Source organism: Roseivivax sp. (assembly GCF_054552075.1).
In genome coordinates this window covers 1-16,866 of the sequence record NZ_JBTOLZ010000030.1, presented here as the reverse complement: position 1 = coordinate 16,866, position 16,866 = coordinate 1, and the positions used below count along the sequence as shown (strand labels likewise).

Annotated in this window: 12 protein-coding genes, 1 tRNA gene and 1 riboswitch; of the genes, 5 read left to right on the top strand and 8 right to left on the bottom strand. The window is 68.1% G+C overall.

Annotated features, from left to right (window positions below):
- The first annotated feature begins 75 nt into the window (after nt 1–75).
- The 4 genes from ACX938_RS17315 (at nt 76) to ACX938_RS17300 (ending at nt 5,433) form a co-directional block, all read left to right on the top strand.
- Nucleotides 76–600 carry a cold-shock protein gene (locus tag ACX938_RS17315; RefSeq protein WP_232753051.1) on the top strand — a complete coding sequence of 175 codons (525 nt, stop codon included), beginning with the start codon at nt 76–78 and terminating at the stop codon, nt 598–600.
- Nucleotides 576–1,052 carry a DUF192 domain-containing protein gene (locus tag ACX938_RS17310; RefSeq protein WP_459431975.1) on the top strand — a complete coding sequence of 159 codons (477 nt, stop codon included), beginning with the start codon at nt 576–578 and terminating at the stop codon, nt 1,050–1,052. The genes ACX938_RS17315 and ACX938_RS17310 overlap by 25 nt, the downstream gene beginning before the upstream one ends.
- 44 nt (nt 1,053–1,096) lie before the next feature.
- Nucleotides 1,097–1,173, top strand: a tRNA-Pro gene (locus ACX938_RS17305).
- 597 nt (nt 1,174–1,770) lie between these two features.
- Nucleotides 1,771–5,433, top strand: a complete 3,663-nt coding sequence (locus ACX938_RS17300) for a vitamin B12-dependent ribonucleotide reductase (protein WP_459431974.1) — start codon at nt 1,771–1,773, stop codon at nt 5,431–5,433.
- A gap of 347 nt (nt 5,434–5,780) precedes the next feature.
- Here the strand turns inward: ACX938_RS17300 and ACX938_RS17295 are convergent, their stop codons facing one another.
- From ACX938_RS17295 to ACX938_RS17260, 8 genes are all read right to left on the bottom strand, one after another.
- Nucleotides 5,781–8,135: a Tex family protein gene (locus tag ACX938_RS17295; RefSeq protein WP_459431973.1), complete on the bottom strand. Its 2,355-nt coding sequence runs from the start codon at nt 8,133–8,135 to the stop codon at nt 5,781–5,783.
- 537 nt (nt 8,136–8,672) lie between these two features.
- Nucleotides 8,673–9,650 carry an ABC transporter substrate-binding protein gene (locus ACX938_RS17290; protein WP_459431972.1) on the bottom strand — a complete coding sequence of 326 codons (978 nt, stop codon included), beginning with the start codon at nt 9,648–9,650 and terminating at the stop codon, nt 8,673–8,675.
- Between the two features lie 4 nt (nt 9,651–9,654).
- Nucleotides 9,655–10,389: an ABC transporter ATP-binding protein gene (locus tag ACX938_RS17285; RefSeq protein WP_459431971.1), complete on the bottom strand. Its 735-nt coding sequence runs from the start codon at nt 10,387–10,389 to the stop codon at nt 9,655–9,657.
- Complete coding sequence (locus tag ACX938_RS17280) at nt 10,376–11,143, bottom strand: ABC transporter permease (RefSeq protein ID WP_459431970.1); 768 nt, start codon at nt 11,141–11,143, stop codon at nt 10,376–10,378. The genes ACX938_RS17285 and ACX938_RS17280 overlap by 14 nt, the downstream gene beginning before the upstream one ends.
- Nucleotides 11,144–11,215: 72 nt before the next feature.
- Nucleotides 11,216–11,827 carry a YkoF family thiamine/hydroxymethylpyrimidine-binding protein gene (locus tag ACX938_RS17275; RefSeq protein WP_459431969.1) on the bottom strand — a complete coding sequence of 204 codons (612 nt, stop codon included), beginning with the start codon at nt 11,825–11,827 and terminating at the stop codon, nt 11,216–11,218.
- A riboswitch (TPP riboswitch) is annotated at nt 11,819–11,927 on the bottom strand. It overlaps the preceding gene by 9 nt.
- A 219-nt stretch (nt 11,928–12,146) precedes the next feature.
- Nucleotides 12,147–12,767, bottom strand: coding sequence for a YitT family protein (locus ACX938_RS17270; RefSeq protein ID WP_232753043.1), 621 nt, complete (start codon nt 12,765–12,767; stop codon nt 12,147–12,149).
- A gap of 369 nt (nt 12,768–13,136) precedes the next feature.
- The gene (locus tag ACX938_RS17265) at nt 13,137–14,351 is read right to left on the bottom strand and encodes an NADP-dependent isocitrate dehydrogenase (protein ID WP_459431968.1); all 1,215 of its coding nucleotides are present in this window, start codon (nt 14,349–14,351) and stop codon (nt 13,137–13,139) included.
- A 157-nt stretch (nt 14,352–14,508) separates the two neighbouring features.
- Nucleotides 14,509–15,156 (bottom strand): DsbA family oxidoreductase, encoded by a 648-nt coding sequence (locus tag ACX938_RS17260; protein ID WP_459431967.1) that lies wholly within the window; start codon nt 15,154–15,156, stop codon nt 14,509–14,511.
- 364 nt (nt 15,157–15,520) lie between these two features.
- Here ACX938_RS17260 and ACX938_RS17255 point away from each other — a divergent pair, with 364 nt between their 5' ends.
- Nucleotides 15,521–16,144: a helix-turn-helix domain-containing protein gene (locus ACX938_RS17255; RefSeq protein ID WP_459431966.1), complete on the top strand. Its 624-nt coding sequence runs from the start codon at nt 15,521–15,523 to the stop codon at nt 16,142–16,144.
- The last annotated feature ends 722 nt before the right edge of the window (nt 16,145–16,866 follow it).

Genomic DNA, 16,866 nt, shown 5'->3' with positions numbered 1-16,866 from the left:
AGAGGGGGTAGTGTTAATCTAGACGCCATGCTCCGCCGCAACTCGGCGGCAACGCTGACAAAAAAGAGATTCAAGATGGCGACCGCTGATGTAGGCCGACGGGTTCGCGGCAAGGTCAAATGGTTCGATCCCGGCAAGGGATTCGGATTCGTCGTCATCGATAACGATGATCGCGACATATTGCTTCATGCGAATGTATTGCGGAATTTCGGCCAATCATCCGTCGCCGACGGCGCGCTTGTCGACATCACCATCCAGGAAACGCCGCGCGGATTTCAGGCGATCACCGTGCATGACATCGAACCGCCCGCGGAAACCGAGGGGCCGCCGCTTGCCGATTTCGAAGGCATGGACCCCGAGGAACTGCGCGCCGCGCCGCTCGAGCCCGGGCGGGTGAAATGGTTCGACAAGAACAAGGGCTTCGGCTTCGCCAATGTCTTCGGCCGGCCCGAGGACGTCTTCATTCACATCGAGGTGCTGCGCCGCTCGGGGCTGGCCGACCTGCAACCCGGAGAGGCCATCGGCCTCAGGGTGGTCGAGGGCAAGCGCGGCCGCATGGCAACGGAGATCGCCGCGTGGGAAAGCGCATTGTCTCTTTAACCCTTCTGACGGTCTCGGCTTTTTGGGCCGGTGCGGCCCAGGCCGAGACCTGCCGCCAGGACCGTCTGGCGCTGCGCGGCGATTTCGGCGCGGCGAGCTTCCGGGTCGAGGTGGCCGATGACGCCGCCGAGCGTGCCCAGGGGCTCATGCATGTCGAGGAGATGGACCGTTTCGCCGGGATGCTCTTCGTCTACGACAACCCCCAGCCCGTCGCCTTCTGGATGCGCAACACGCTGATCCCGCTCGACCTGATCTTCGCCGATGCCCGGGGCGTCGTGCAGAAGGTGCATGCCAATGCCGTGCCGCATGACGAGACCGCGATCCCCGGCACGCCCGACACGCAATATGTGCTCGAGATCAACGGCGGGCTCGCGGCCCGGCTCGGCATCGCGCCGGGCAGCGAGATGCGCCATCCCGCGATCTCCGGCGCGGCCTGGTCCTGCGCGGGATAATCTCTCTTTTCAATCTTCGCGCCTGCGGGTAGGCAGGCGCCGTTCGGGGCGTAGCGCAGCCTGGTAGCGCGTCTGTTTTGGGTACAGAAGGTCGTGAGTTCGAATCTCGCCGCCCCGACCACTCCCAGCGATCACTGACCCCAATGTCTCGGGCCGCTCCGGCGGCGGGCCCTTCGCAATGTGCCAGATTTAGGGGCAGGGGGCCCATCCGCGCGGCACCCCCTAGATATGGGGCCCGCTGCCTTCGCGGGCCTGCGCGATTCGCGGGCAGGGCCGAAAGACGGGCCCGCCGGGCGTGGGCGCATCCGCAAATGTCGCGCGCCTGCACCAGTTTTCCCCATGTTTTTCGCCCTTGTCCACAGGCCCCGGGGGCAGGTGGATAACCCGACGGATAACCCCAAAAACCAGCGGATGAGGGCGCGGGCCCATTGTGGATGAATCGAGAGGCCACGCCGCCCGTTGTGGTGACCCCTCTCGGTCAACACAAAATATAGATGCCCTTCGTCAAAAATTTGATTGACCCGAAGAGCAGCCAACGTAGTGTGGTGTCTACCGGCTCAGAACCCACAAGATTTAGTGGGCCGTCGCAGGGGCAAGATCAGCAAGACCAGCGGGGCGTGCGGCGCGCGCCCGGAACGCCGCTTCGGCGCGCGCTGAGGTTCTGTGTGCTCCCGCGCGGGCCGGACGAGATGGGGCATTACGCGAGACGAGGCAGAACATGAAAATCGAACGTCGCTACACCAAGGCCGGTCAGGATGCCTATGCCGGCATCGACTTCGTGACCACCGCATCCGAGATCCGCAACCCGGACGGCAAGATCGTCTTCCGCCTCGACGACGTCGAGGTGCCGGCCAAGTGGAGCCAGGTCGCCTCGGACGTGATCGCGCAGAAATACTTCCGCAAGGCCGGCGTCCCGGTCGAGCTCAAGCGCGTCCCCGAGAAGGACGTGCCCGAGTTCCTGTGGCGCTCCGAGCCGGCGGCCAAGACCACCGAGCGGCAGGGCGAGACCTCCTCCAAGCAGGTCTTCGACCGGCTCGCCGGCGCCTGGGCCTACTGGGGCTGGAAGGGCGGCTACTTCACCACCGAGGAAGACGCCCGCGCCTATTACGACGAGATGCGCCACATGCTCGCCAGCCAGACCGCGGCGCCGAACTCGCCGCAGTGGTTCAACACCGGCCTGCACTGGGCCTATGGCATCGATGGCCCCGGCCAGGGCCACTACTACGTGGATTACAAGACCGGAAAGCTCACCAAGTCGAAGTCGGCTTACGAGCACCCGCAGCCCCATGCCTGCTTCATCCAGTCGGTCTCGGACGACCTGGTGCAGGAAGGCGGGATCATGGATCTCTGGATCCGCGAGGCGCGGCTGTTCAAATACGGCTCGGGCACCGGCACCAATTTCTCCAGCCTTCGGGCTGAGGGCGAACCCCTGTCGGGCGGGGGCCGTTCGTCCGGTCTGATGGGCTTCCTGAAGATCGGCGACCGGGCGGCGGGCGCAATCAAGTCGGGCGGAACGACCCGACGCGCCGCCAAGATGGTGATCTGCGACGCGGATCACCCGGACATCGAGGAGTTCATCAACTGGAAGGTCCGCGAGGAGCAGAAGGTGGCCTCCATCGTCGCGGGCTCGAAGATGCACGAGCAGATGCTGAACGGCATCTTCGCCGCCATCCGCGAGTTCGACGGCTCCGAGGACGGGGCCTATGACCCCGCGGTGAACACCGCGCTGAAGACCGCCGTGCGGGCGGCCAAGCGCGCGCAGATCCCCGAGACCTACGTCAAGCGCGTGCTGGATTACGCCAAGCAGGGCTATGCCTCGATCGAGTTCCCGACCTACAACACCGATTGGGACAGCGAAGCCTACGCCAGCGTCTCGGGCCAGAACTCGAACAACTCGATCCGGGTCACCGACGCCTTCCTCGAGGCGGTCCGCGAGGACAAGCCCTGGGAGCTGGTGAACCGCACCGACGGCAAGGTCGCCAAGACCGTCTCGGCGCGCGAGCTCTGGGAGCAGGTGGGCCATGCGGCCTGGGCCTGCGCCGATCCCGGCATCCAGTTCCACGACACCGTGAACGCCTGGCACACCTGCCCCGAGGACGGCGCGATCCGCGGCTCGAACCCCTGCTCGGAATACATGTTCCTCGACGACACGGCCTGCAACCTGGCCTCGATGAACCTGCTGACCTTCCTCAAGGACGGCAAGTTCGACGCCGAGACCTACATGCATGCCACTCGGCTCTGGACGCTGACGCTGGAAATCTCGGTGACCATGGCGCAGTTCCCCTCGAAGGAGATCGCGCAGCTCTCCTACGACTTCCGCACCCTGGGCCTGGGCTATGCCAACATCGGCGGGCTCCTGATGAACATGGGCTTCAGCTACGACAGCCACGAGGGCCGCGCGCTCTGCGGTGCGCTGACCGCGCTGATGACCGGCGTCTCCTACGCGACCTCGGCCGAGATCGCGGGCGAGCTGGGCGCCTTCTCGGGCTACGAGCGCAACAAGGCCCACATGCTGCGGGTCATGCGCAATCACCGCAACGCCGCTTACGGCGCGACCACCGGCTACGAGGAGCTGGCGGTGAAGCCGGTGCCGCTCGATCACGGCAACTGCCCCGACGGGACGCTGGTGGACCTGGCGATGAAGGCCTGGGACGATGCGCTGAAGCTCGGCGAGGCGCACGGCTACCGCAACGCCCAGTCCACGGTGATCGCGCCCACGGGCACCATCGGCCTGGTGATGGACTGCGACACCACCGGCATCGAGCCGGACTTCGCCCTGGTGAAGTTCAAGAAGCTCGCCGGCGGCGGCTACTTCAAGATCATCAACCGCTCGGTCCCGGGCGCGCTGGAGAAGCTCGGCTATTCCTCGGCCCAGATCGAGGAGATCGTGGCCTATGCGGTGGGCCATGGCTCCATCGGCAACGCGCCGGGCATCAACCACACCTCGCTGGTGGGGCATGGCTTCGGCCCGGCCCAGCTCGAGAAGATCGACGGCGCGCTGGCCTCGGCCTTCGACATCCGCTTCGTCTTCAACCAGTGGACCCTGGGCGAGGAGTTCTGCCGCGAGGTCCTCGGCATCCCGGCCGAGAAGCTCAACGATCCCTCCTTCGACCTGCTGCGTCACCTCGGCTTCTCCAAGGCCGAGATCGAGGCCGCCAACGACCACGTCTGCGGCACCATGACCCTCGAAGGCGCGCCGCACCTGAAGGAAGAGCATTACCCGGTCTTCGACTGCGCCAACCCCTGCGGCAAGAAGGGCAAGCGCTACCTCGGCGTGGAAAGCCATATCCGCATGATGGCCGCCGCGCAGAGCTTCATCTCGGGCGCGATCTCCAAGACGATCAACATGCCCAATGACGCCACCATCGAGGATTGCCAGAAGGCCTATGAACTGAGCTGGTCGCTCGGGGTGAAGGCCAATGCGCTCTATCGCGACGGCTCGAAGCTGAGCCAGCCGCTGGCCGCTGCCCTGGTCGAGGACGACGACGAGGCTGCCGAGGTGCTGGAGAGCGGCTCGACCCACGAGAAGGCCGCGGTCCTGGCCGAGAAGGTGGTCGAGAAGATCATCGTCAAGGAAGTCGAACGCGCCGCCGCGCGCGAGAAGATGCCCGAGCGCCGCAAGGGCTACACCCAGAAGGCGGTGGTCGGCGGCCACAAGGTCTACCTGCGGACCGGCGAATATTCCGACGGCTCGCTGGGCGAGATCTTCATCGACATGCACAAGGAAGGCGCGGGCTTCCGGGCGATGATGAACAACTTCGCCATCGCGGTGTCCGTGGGTCTGCAATACGGCGTGCCGCTCGAGGAGTTCGTCGACGCCTTCACCTTCACCAAGTTCGAACCCGCGGGCATGGTGCAGGGCAACGACTCGATCAAGAACGCGACCTCGATCCTCGACTACATCTTCCGGGAACTGGCGGTCTCCTATCTCGACCGCACGGACCTGGCGCATGTGAAGCCCGAGGGCGCGACCTTCGACGACATCGGCCGCGGCGAGGCCGAGAGCGCCTCGAACATCCAGGAGGTGACCGAAAGCGCCGCGTCGAAATCGCTCGAGGTGCTGAAGCAGATCAGCTCGACCGGCTATCTGCGCAAGCGGGTGCCGCAGGAACTGGTGGTGCTGCAGGGCGGCGGCCAGCCCATGGGCTTCGCCGCACCCGAGGGCCGCTCGGCGGCGCTGGCGACGCTCGCGCCCGAAACCGGCGGGGCGACCACGGTCGCGAGTCGCAGCGAGGGCGCGGGGCAGATCGACGCTTCGACCAAGGCCCGGATGCAGGGCTTCGAAGGCGATCCCTGCGGCGAATGCGGCAACTACACGCTGGTCCGCAACGGCACCTGCATGAAGTGCAACACCTGCGGCGGCACCTCGGGCTGCAGCTGATCACACTCCCCGGGGGCGGGTGACCCGCCCTCGGACCCCGGCCGGGCCGCAGGCAGAGAACTTTGGGCGGTGACCAAGAGTGAGCCCGACCGGCACGACTGAACAGGGCCCCCGCGGGGGCCCTTTTTTCTTGGTTTGGGTGTTTGGGAGAGCGGCCAGATTGGCGCGGCGCGCGGGCTTTGGCGGGCGCGGAAAGAGGGCAAAGAAGAGCGCGGCGAGCGAGCGTTTCTTTGCCTTAATAAATATAAATCAGAGCGTTAAGGGCGTTTTCTCACGCGCCACATGAAGCGCGCCGCTGCCCGGTAAACCCACCGGGCGGCGCCTCGTCACGCCGCCCGGGCCAAGCCTCAGCGCTTCTTCATCGCATCCATCAGCGCAGCTCCCAGCGAACCGGTCTGATCCGACCCGCCGCGCGGCTGCCCGCCGGATTTGCCGCCGCCCTTGGGACCGCGCGCGCCCTTGCCCTTGCCGGGCCCGGACTTGCCGCCGCCGGGGCGCTGCGCCTCGCGGGCGCTGCGGTCCTCCCGCGCCGAGGCGCCGCCGTCCTTGCGCATCGACAGCCCGATGCGCTTGCGCGGCACGTCGACCTCGGTCACCCGCACCTGCACCACGTCGCCGGCCTTCACCACCTCGTGGGGGTCCTTCACGAAGCGGTCGGCGAGCTGGCTGACATGCACCAGCCCGTCCTGGTGCACGCCCACGTCGACGAAGGCGCCGAAGGCCGCCACATTGGTCACCGTGCCCTCGAGCCGCATGCCGGGCTTGAGGTCGGTGATCTCCTCCACGCCCTCGGCGAAGGTCGCGGTCTTGAACGAGGGGCGCGGGTCGCGGCCGGGCTTTTCCAGCTCCGCCAGGATGTCGCGCACCGTCGGCAGGCCGAAGCGGTCGTCGGCGAACTCCTCGGGCGAGAGCGCCTGCAGCGCCTTCGGGTCGGACTGGATCGCGCGCAGGTCGCGGCCGCAGGCGGCGACGATGCGGCGTGCGAGGTCATAGGCTTCCGGGTGCACCGCCGAGGCGTCGAGCGGCTCGCCGCCGTCGCGGATGCGCAGGAAGCCCGCGCATTGCTCGAAGGCCCGGGGACCGAGCCGCGTCACCTTCAGCAGGTCCTTGCGCGCGGCGAAGGCGCCGTGGCTGTCGCGATGGGCGACGATGGCCTCGGCGAGCCCGGGGCCCAGCCCCGAGACATGCGCCAGAAGCGGCGCCGAGGCGGTGTTGAGATCGACCCCCACCGCGTTCACCGCGTCCTCGACCACGGCCGCGAGCGAGCGCGCCAGCCGGTGCTGGTCAACGTCGTGCTGATACTGGCCGACGCCGATGCTCTTGGGCTCGATCTTCACCAGTTCGGCCAGGGGGTCCTGCAGCCGCCGCGCGATGGAAACCGCGCCCCGCAGCGAGACGTCGAGATCGGGGAACTCCCGCGCCGCCAGCTCGGAGGCGGAATAGACCGAGGCGCCGGCCTCGCTGACCACCACCTTGGTGGGTTTCTGCACGTCGCGCGGCAGCATCGCCAGCGTGTCGGCGACCATCTTCTCGGTCTCGCGCGAGGCGGTGCCGTTGCCGATGGCGATGAGCTGGATGCCGTGCCGCGCGATCATGTCGAGGATCGCCGCCTGGGCGCCGCGCATGTCGCGTTTCGGCTGGAAAGGATAGAGCGTCTCGGTCGCCACCAGCTTGCCCGTGGCGTCGACCACCGCTGCCTTGACCCCGGTGCGGATCCCCGGGTCGAGCCCCAGCGTCGGCCGGGCGCCCGCCGGCGCGGCCAGCAGGAGGTCGCGCAGGTTGCGGGCGAAGACCGCGATGGCCTCCTCGTGGGCGCGGGCGCGCAGCTCGGCCATCAGGTCCAGCATCATCGTCGAGGAAAGCTTCACCCGCCAGACCCAGGCCGCCACCTCGCGCAGCCAGGCGTCGCCCGGCCCGCCGCCCTTGAGGTCGAGCCGCGCGGCGATCATCGCCTCGCAGCGCGGCTGGCCGGTCTCGGGCTCGGGGCCGATCTCGAGCTGCACGACGCCTTCCTTCCAGGCGCGCATCATCGCCAGCGCCCGGTGCGAGGGCACCCGCGCCCAGGGTTCGGCATGGTCGAAATAATCCGAGAACTTGGCGCCGGCCTCCTCCTGGCCCTTGACCACCTTGGCAGTGACCAGCGCCTCTTTCTGCAGGAAGCTGCGCAGGTCGCCCACGAGGCCCGCGTTTTCCGCCAGCTCCTCGGCGATGATGTCGCGGGCCCCGGCGAGCGCCTCCTTCACGCCCGGCACGGCCTCGGAGAGATAGCCCTCGGCCAGGCTCTCGGGCGGGGTGCCGCGCTTGGCGAGGATCGCGTCGCGCAAGGGTTCGAGCCCGTTTTCCCGCGCGATCATCGCCTTGGTGCGGCGCTTGGGCTTGTAGGGCAGGTAGATGTCCTCGAGCTCGGCCTTGGTCTCGGCCTTGGCGATCGCGCGCGAGAGCTCCTCGGTCAGCTTGTCCTGCTCGCGGATGGATTTCACGATGGCGTCGCGGCGCTCGTCCATCTCGCGCAGGTAGCCCAGCCGGTCGGCGAGCCGCCGCAGCTGGGTGTCGTCGAGCCCGCCCGTGGCCTCCTTGCGGTAGCGCGCCACGAAGGGCACCGTGGCGCCTTCGTCCAAGAGTTTCACCGCCGCTGCGACTTGCGCCGCGCTGGCGCCGATATCCGTGCCGATCGTGGTGTTGATGCGGGTGGCGCGATCCATGGAACCCCTCGTGTTGTCGTGGTCCGCTCTCCTTACTGGCCGCGCGAGGGCGGCGAAAGAGCGAAGCCGAGGCGGTGGCGGGATGGGGCTGAGGGGGGAGGGGGTCGTGGTGGCGTTTCGGTGTCAGCGCGACGCCGATTCGTTGGGGTTGCGCCCCCCCGCTCACCACCCCACGCGCCCCCTTGCGCCCGAACAGCACCGAAGGTGCCGGGCGCGCGCCGGACCGGCCCGATGGGCCGGCGCTCCTTGGGGTGGCGTGCCTAGCTCACCCCTAGTCCTGACCTTGCATGGATAAAGCGCCTCGCTCAGCAGTCAGCAGCGCCGCCCCCCGGTCCGCCGCGCGCCCTCTGGTGTGAGGGGTTGCGATGTGGGCGGTGGCACGGGCTGCGTGAGACAGGAAGGCAAGCGCTGGTCGGACCGTGGCATAAGGGGACGACCCAACCGGCGACGAACCATAGCCTACCGACGTCCGAGCACCGCCGCGTCGGAGCGGTTACCAGCACCGCGCATCGCCGCCTGAGCGCGGGGCCACCCCCCTCACTGTTCCATCCATCCCTGGTCCACCCAGCCCGACACATCCCCGGGCCATGCCAACACCTCGCCCGAGCCGTCCTTCAGCACCCCGCTCTGGTAGAGAAACTGCGCCATGCCCGAGAACCGCTCGCGGTCGATCGACCCCACCGGGGTCTCTCCGTCGGTCAGGTAATCGCCCGCGACGATGGCCTGCATGGAGCCCCGCACCAGCGCGGGATTGGGGAAATCGCCCGCCGCCAGGAGCAGCTCCGCCGCCGCCTCGGGGTGCCGCGCCGCCCAGGCGTAGCCCTCCTGCGTCGCGCGCATGAAGCGCGCCACCAGCGCGGGCGCCTCGGCCAGGTCGTCCGACCGCGTGCCGATATAGCCGCCCTGCTGCTCGGGGATACCGTAATCGGCATAGGCAAAGGCGGACTGATCGCGGCCCAGAAGCTCGCTGTTCACGCCTTCCCAGGTGGCGACCTCGAGGGTGAAATCCACGGCGCCCGTGGCCAGCGCCTCGTAGGCGCCGGTGCCAAGCGTCACCGTGTCATATTCCGCCGTGCCGCCGTCATGCTCGATCATGGTCGAGATCAGCGCGTCCTCCCAGGCGCTGCCGAAGCCCGCGTAGGTCTTGCCTTCAAGGTCGGCGGGCGTGGAAATTTCGGGGTTGTCGCTATTGTAGACCAGCCGCCCGGTCTCCTGCTGCATGGTCGCCCAGAGCGCGGTGATCCCGGCGCCCGAGGCCCGCGCGCTCATGAAGCCGAGCGAGGTCATATAGGCAAAATCCGCCACCCCTGCGGCCAGAAGCGCGGTGGAGCTGGTGTCGGAATAGGGCAGGATCTCGACCTCGAGCCCCGCGGCCTCGTAAAGGCCCCGGTCGCGCGCGGCGATCAGGCCGACGTGGTTGGTGTTGAGCGTCCAGTCGAGCGCGATGCTCAGGTCTTCGGCGCTGGCGCTCGCGGGCAGGGCCAGCAGCGCGCAAGTCATCAGGGATCGGATCATGGGGTCAGTCCTCCAGTAGCAGGGATTTCAGCGTCATGCGCGTTTCGGCCAGGGCGGCCTCGCTACGCGCGGCGCGCGGGGTGGTCAGGGGGATGTCGGCGACAATCCGGCCGGGCCGGGCCGACATGACCAGGATGCGGTCGGCCATCTGGGTGGCCTCGTGCAGGTCATGGGTGACCATGAGCACGCCGCGCGGCGTCTCGGCGAGTCGCGCGCAGAGCCAGTCCTGCATGCGCAGCCGGGTTACCGCGTCGAGCGCCGAGAAGGGCTCGTCGAGAAGCACGTAACGGCTGTCCTGCACGATGGTGCGCAGGAAGGCGGCGCGCTGGCGCATCCCGCCCGAGAGCTGGCCAGGAAAATGATCCTCGGTCCCGGCAAGCCCGAAGGGCGCGAAGAGCGGCGCGACGGCTGCGCGGGCGGCGCGGCGGCTCCGGCCCGCGATCTCGAGGCCGAGTCCGGCGTTCTCGGCCACGGTCAGCCAGGGAAAGAGCGCATCGGCCTGGGGCTGATAGGCGAGCGCCGGATCGGGCCGCGCCATGGGCGCGCCGTCGCGCGTGACCCGGCCTTGCGCGCCAAGCCCCGGCGGCAGGATGCCCGCGAGCCACTTGATGACCGAGGTCTTCCCGCAGCCCGAGGGGCCGATCAGGCAGCAGAGCTGCCCCTCGGGCAGCTCGACGCCCAGCTCCTCGACCAGGGGCGCGGCGCCTGCGGTGATCGTCAGCCCCTCAATGCGCAGCATGCGGGGCCTCCCGGAAGCGCCGCGCGGTCAGCCGGTCGACCCCCGCGAGCGTGCCCAGAAGCATCAGCGTCAGGCAGGCCGAGACCACCACGCCCGCCAGCACCAGGTCGGCGCGGAAGGTGTTCTTGGCGGTCAGGATGTAGATCCCGATGCCGCTGCGGGCGCCCGCGTATTCCGCGAAGATCGTCGCCACGATGGCATAGGTCGCCGAGATGCGGAGCCCGGCGAAAAAGCTGGGCCGGGCGGCGGGCAGGACCCCCCGGCGGAAGACCGAGAGCCGCCCCGCGCCCATGGCGGTCAGAAGCTCGGTGAAGGGCCGGGGGGCCGCGCGATAGCCCGCAAGAAGGCTCACCAGGATCGGAAAGAAGGTCACCAGGATGACCAGAAGCACCTTGGGCAGGAGTCCGAAGCCGAACCAGAGGATCATCAGGGGCGCCAGCGCCACCAGCGGCACGGTCTGGCTCGCCACCAGAAGCGGCATGAGCCCGCGCCGCAGAAGCGGCGTGAAATAGAGCGCGACCGAGGTGAGGAAGGCGAAGCTCACCGAGAGGGTGAAGCCCAGGGCCGCCACGGTCAGCGTGCTCTGCGCGTGGCGCAGGATCTCGGCGCGTTCGACGTGCAGCGCGCGCAGGACGCCGCTCGGCGGCGGCAGCACCAGCGGCGAGACCCCGGCGCGGGTGCAATAGACCTCCCAACCGAGAAGCAGGAGCGCGGCGCAGAACAGCGCCGGGGCGATGCGGTGGACAAGCGACATGGGCGACCTCCGGGCCGCGCGGCAGGGCCTCCCGGGGCCCGCGACCGGGACCGGGGGCTTATGCGGCGCGGATCAGCTCAGGCTGGGCGAATTGGCCGAGGCGGTGAGGTCGATGGTCACATGCCCCTCGGCCGGGCCGAAGCGCAGGAAGGCCTGGCGCAGCGTCTCGAAGACCGCGCCCGCGTCGCCCCGCAGCCGGGTGCAGAAGTTCTTGGCCTTCAGGAAGGTGCCCGAGGACTTCAGGAAGTCGATGCAGCCGTAGATTTCGTCCATATGGCCGTCCTGGCCCAGCACGTAGAGCGAGAACTGCACGTCGATGCTGACGCCGGTCTCGGGCGCCGCCGCGACGGCCTCCAGGGCGCGGGTCTGGCGGGTGGCGAGCGGCAGGTGCTGCGCCTCGGTCAGGGTCTCGCAGCGGCAACTGGGGTCGTCGGGCTCTCCGGGGCAGCCGCGCGAGAGGGTGACATGCATGGTCACATGTTCCGGTCGGCGCGCGGCGGCGGCGAAGAGATCGCGGATCGCATCGAGCAGCGGCTCCGGCGCGCCGACCATGAGCGTCGACATGTCGTCGGTCTCGATCCTCAGTTTCTCGCGATAGGGGGACAGGCCCTCGAGCCCGGTTTCGATGACGCCCACGAAATCGGACGTCATCGGGTAAAGCGACACCTGCGCGCCTATGAACATGCTGTACCTCGCTCCGCTGGCATGACCCAGATCAGCTTTGAAGGGTTCGCGCGGGACCCGCGCATCTCAGCCCTCGGTCGGGGCACCCCTGGTTGTGGGCGGCAGGTTGGGCCGGGAGCGCGCCGGTGTCAATGCGTGGAATTCGGGCGGGGATTGCGTGGGTGAGGCGGTGGGTGAGGTGTCGCGTAAAAGTGTTTTAATACAGATGTTTGCGGTTCATAATTCTCGCAAAGAATGAAGCGCGCAGGGCGCTCTCGGCCCCGCGCGCTTCAAAAATTATCTCACCCCTTGGGGAGGCAAAATCCCCCGCGCGGCCCGCTCAGGAGCGGGCGATGTAGCGGTCGCGGCGGTGGTTGATGGTGATGATCGCGTTCAGGATCACCGCGCCGAGGAGCGACCAGAGCACCTGGGCGTAGGAGAAGAGGAAGATCGCCAGCGTGAAGACGCAAAGGTCGAAGGCGAGCTGCGTGTTGCCCGCCGGGATCCCGCGCCGGTCCTGCAGCCAGAGCGCCACGATACCCACGCCGCCCAGCGTCGCGCCGTGGCGGAAGAGCCCCAGAAGCCCCATGCCCGCGCAGAGCCCGAAGAGGCTCGCGCCGACCGCCGGGTGCAGGGGCTCGATGGTCAGGACCAGCGGCATCAGGTCGGCCATGACCGACATGGTGGTCACCGCGATGAAGTTCTTCACCGTGAAGATCCAGCCCATCTTGCGGATCGCCAGCACGTAGAAGGGCAGGTTCAGCACGAAGAAGACCATGCCGAAGGACCAGCCGGTCGGATAGGAGACCACCAGCGCGAGGCCGGCGATCTGGCCGGTGATCAGCTCCGAGGCGCGCAGGAACTGGATCGAGAGCGCGACCAGCGTGCAGCCGATCATCATGCCCTGGATGTCTTCGGCCAGCGTGTGCCGGTCGGCGGGGGGTGTCTCGAGCAGGATCATGGGCGCTGTTCTGGGCCACGGGGCGCAGAAGGCAAGGGCCCGGGGGCGATTCCCCGGGGCCCCGCGTCGCTGCGCCGCAGCATTCGCCCGGAAATTGGGCGGTGCGGGGCGCGTGCGGCGGAGCCGGGCAGGGTGGGCGCTTGGGTTTTGGCGGAGAGGGTCGGCTCTCAGTTACGTTGAAAATGCGGGGTTAGATCCTCCCGCAGGACGCAGCGCAGGTGCCGCGTTTACAGCAACCAGCGCCATCACAGCGCCCGACAGCCGAACGCCCCGAAACACACACCAAGACGCCCCGCAGCGCGCCCCGAAACCACGCTCACCACGCCACCCCGGCCCGCTCTCCGGCCCGGGGTGCCGCGCATCACATCCTCAGAGCGTCAGCGCCTTGTTCAGGTTCTCGTCGACCTTCTCGAGGAAGCCCATGGTGGTCAGCCAGCCCTGGTCGGGGCCGACGAGCAGCGCCAGGTCCTTGGTCATATGCCCGGCCTCCACGGTCTCGACCACGACCCGCTCCAGCGTCTCGGCAAAGGTCTGCAGCTCGGCGTTGCCGTCGAGCTTGGCGCGGTGCTTCAGCCCGCCGGTCCAGGCGTAGATCGAGGCGATCGAGTTGGTTGAGGTCTGCTCGCCCGCCTGGTGCTGGCGGTAGTGTCGGGTGACGGTGCCATGGGCGGCCTCGGCCTCGACGATCTGGCCGTCGGGCGTCATCAGCTGCGAGGTCATCAGCCCCAGCGAGCCGAAGCCCTGCGCCACGGTGTCGGACTGCACGTCACCGTCGTAGTTCTTGGTCGCCCAGACAAAGCCGCCGTTCCACTTCATCGCGCAGGCCACCATGTCGTCGATCAGGCGGTGCTGGTACTCGATGCCCTTGGCCTCGAATGCTTCGCGGAACTCGGCGTCGTAGACCTCCTGGAAGATCTCCATGAAGCGGCCGTCGTATTGCTTCAGGATGGTGTTCTTGGTCGAGAGGTAGACCGGCCAGCCGAGGTTCAGCCCGTAGTTCAGCGAGGCCCGCGCGAAGTCGCGGATCGAGGCGTCGAGGTTGTACATGCCCATGAAGACCCCGGCGTCGGGGGCGTCGTAGACCTCTTCCTCGATCACCGTGCCGTCCTCGCCCACGAATTTCATCGAGAGCTTGCCCTTGCCGGGGAACTTGAAGTCGGTGGCGCGATACTGGTCGCCGAAGGCGTGGCGGCCGATCACGATGGGCTGGGTCCAGCCCGGCACGAGGCGCGGCACGTTGCGGCAGATGATCGGCGCGCGGAAGACCACGCCGCCGAGGATGTTGCGGATCGTGCCGTTGGGCGAGCGCCACATCTTCTTCAGGCCGAACTCCTCGACCCGAGCCTCGTCGGGGGTGATCGTGGCGCATTTGACCGCGCAGCCGACCTCCTTGGTCTTCTCGGCGGCCTCGACGGTCACCTGGTCCTCGGTGCGGTCGCGTTCCTCGATGCCGAGGTCGTAATAGAGCAGGTCGAGGTCGAGGTAGGGCGTGATCAGCTTGTCCTTGATGAAGGCCCACATGATGCGGGTCATCTCGTCGCCATCCATCTCGACGATGGGGTTCTCTACCTTGATCTTGGACATGGGTTCGCTCCGCTGGGCCGGGTGTGGGGCCTGAATCGCCTGGGGCCTCCCCTAGCGCATCGCGGGCGCTACGGGAAGTGTTGTATGCGGCGGTATACCGAAATTCATGGGGACAAGGTTGGGCGACTGGCGGGGCGACCGCCCGGTGCGCCGAGGCTCACTCGGCGGCGTCGAGCGCCCCGGACTTGATCTCGCTGATGACCTTTTCCCAAAGCTCCGGCGGCTGCGCCCCGGGCACCGCGTGGCGGCCCGCGACGATGAAGGTCGGCACCGAGCTCAGCCCCATGTCGCGCGCGGCCTTGTCGCGGTTCTGGATCTCCTCGCGGTCGGCCTCGCTGGCCAGGAGCCGGTGGATCACCGCGGCGTCCATCTCGATCTGGTCGGCGATATCGGCCAGCACGTCATGGGCGCCGATGTCGCGGCCTTCCTTGAAATAGGCCCGGAAGAGCGCCGAGACCGCCGCGGTCTGGCGGCCCTCGATACCGGCCCAATGGATCAGCCGATGCGCGTCCAGCGTGTTGGGCGTGCGCTCGATGGCCTCGAAGTCGATGTCGAGCCCGGCGTCCTTGGCGCGTTCGACGACCGGCATATAGGCCTGGACCGCGCCCTCCTTGCCGCCGAACTTGCCCTCGAGATAGGCGCGGCGGTCCATGCCCTCGGCGGGCATGTCGGGGTTCAGCTGGAAGGGGTGCCAGGCGATCTCGAAGGGGTGGTCGTGGTTGGCCTCGAGCGCGCGGTCGAGAAAGGCCTTGCCGATGTAGCACCAGGGGCAGATCGGATCGGAGAAGATGTCGAGCTTGGCCAAAAGGGCTCCTTTCGGGGGATCGGGCAGGCCCTCGGGCCCGCGCGTTTCAGGCGTGTGGTTTGACGATTAGATGGGCCCCGGGGCCGCTGGCACAAGGTTTGTGTCGGGATTGGGCGGCGGGACGGTGGGTTTGGGGTGGCGTGGCGACGCTTTGGGCGCGGGCTTCGTCGGCGTGGTCGCGGGACCGCAGCACCGCGGTCGCCGCGGTGGAGGTCCAGCGTGGAGCAGGGGCCTCGGCTTGGCCGGGGACGGGTGCCGTGGTGGCGCCGCGTGCGCAGGTGTCATGGATCGCCAGCATGTAGCGCCCCTAGGCGATATGCGGCCGCGCTTGCAAGCCTCCCGTGGCCGCCATAGAAGCCTTGTCATGTCCGAAAGAGACCCCAGGACCCTGATCCGGATCGCCCGGGAGAACGGCGCCGATGCCTTCGGCGAGCCGCTGAACCTTGGCGAGCGGGTGCGCGAGCTGCGCAAGGCCCGCGACTGGACGCTGGAACAGGCGGCCCGGCAGGCGGGGCTCGCGCGCTCGACGCTCTCGAAGATCGAGAACGGGCAGATGTCGCCGACCTATGACGCGCTGAAGAAGCTGGCGACGGGCTTGCAGATCTCGGTGCCGCAGCTCTTCACGCCGCCGAAGCGCGACCAGATCAACGGCCGGCTGGTGAGCGCCAAGGCCGGGCAGGGGCTGGCGCAGGCGACCGCCACCTACGAGCACGTGCTCTTGGCCGAGGGGCTGACCAAGAAGGCCATGCTGCCCTACCAGGCGCGGATCCGGGCGCGCTCCATGGAGGAGTTCGACGGCTGGGTGCGCCACGACGGGGAAGAGTTCCTCTACGTGCTGACCGGGGTGATCCGGCTTTACACCGAGTTCTACGAGCCGATCGAGATGCGCCGGGGCGACAGCGCCTATTACGACGCGACCATGGGGCACAACGTGATCTCGGTCTCCGAGGACGATGCGACGATCCTCTGGGTGACGGCGCTGGCGTGAGTTGTGGGGTGCCGGGCGCCGCGGGTGTTTGGGGCGCCGGGGTGTTCGGGTGGAGTGTTGCCGTCGGTGATGCGGCCCGCTCGGGTTTCGGAGACGCGTGATCGGGTGACTGGTCGAGATCACCGGCCAAACCCTGAGAATTACGGAAATGCTGCCTTTTCCGAGACAATAAGTGGGCTCGCAGGCTCCGGCACCGCGCCTTACCGCCCATGCCCTCCGAGGTCTCCCGAACCCAATCCCCCAACGCACCTCCTTGCGCCCGAATAGCATCGAAGATGCCGGGCGCGCGCCGGACCGGCCCGATGGGCCGGCGCTCCTTTGGATGGCGCGCTTAGATCGCCTATAGCCCTGACCTTGCGTAGATAAAACGCGCAGCTCAGAGGTCAGCAGCGCCGGCCCCCGGCCCGGCGCGCGCCCTATGTTGGTGCGAGTTGTGAGGGGGGCCGGCGACACGCCCCGGCACCGCGCCTTTCCGCCCATGCCCTATGAGGTCTTCCGAACCCAATCACCCCACGCACCTCCTTGCGCCCGAATAGCATCGAAGATGCCGGGCGCGCGCCGGACCGGCCCTTTGGGCCGGCGCTCCTTGGGGTGGTGCGCCTAGTTTGCCTCTAGTCCTGACCTTTCATGGGGAAGGTTCCTTGCTTGGAGTTCAGCAGTGTTTTCCCCCGGTCTGGCGCGCGCCCTTTGTTGGTGCGGGGTGTGAGGGGGCCTGGCGGTGA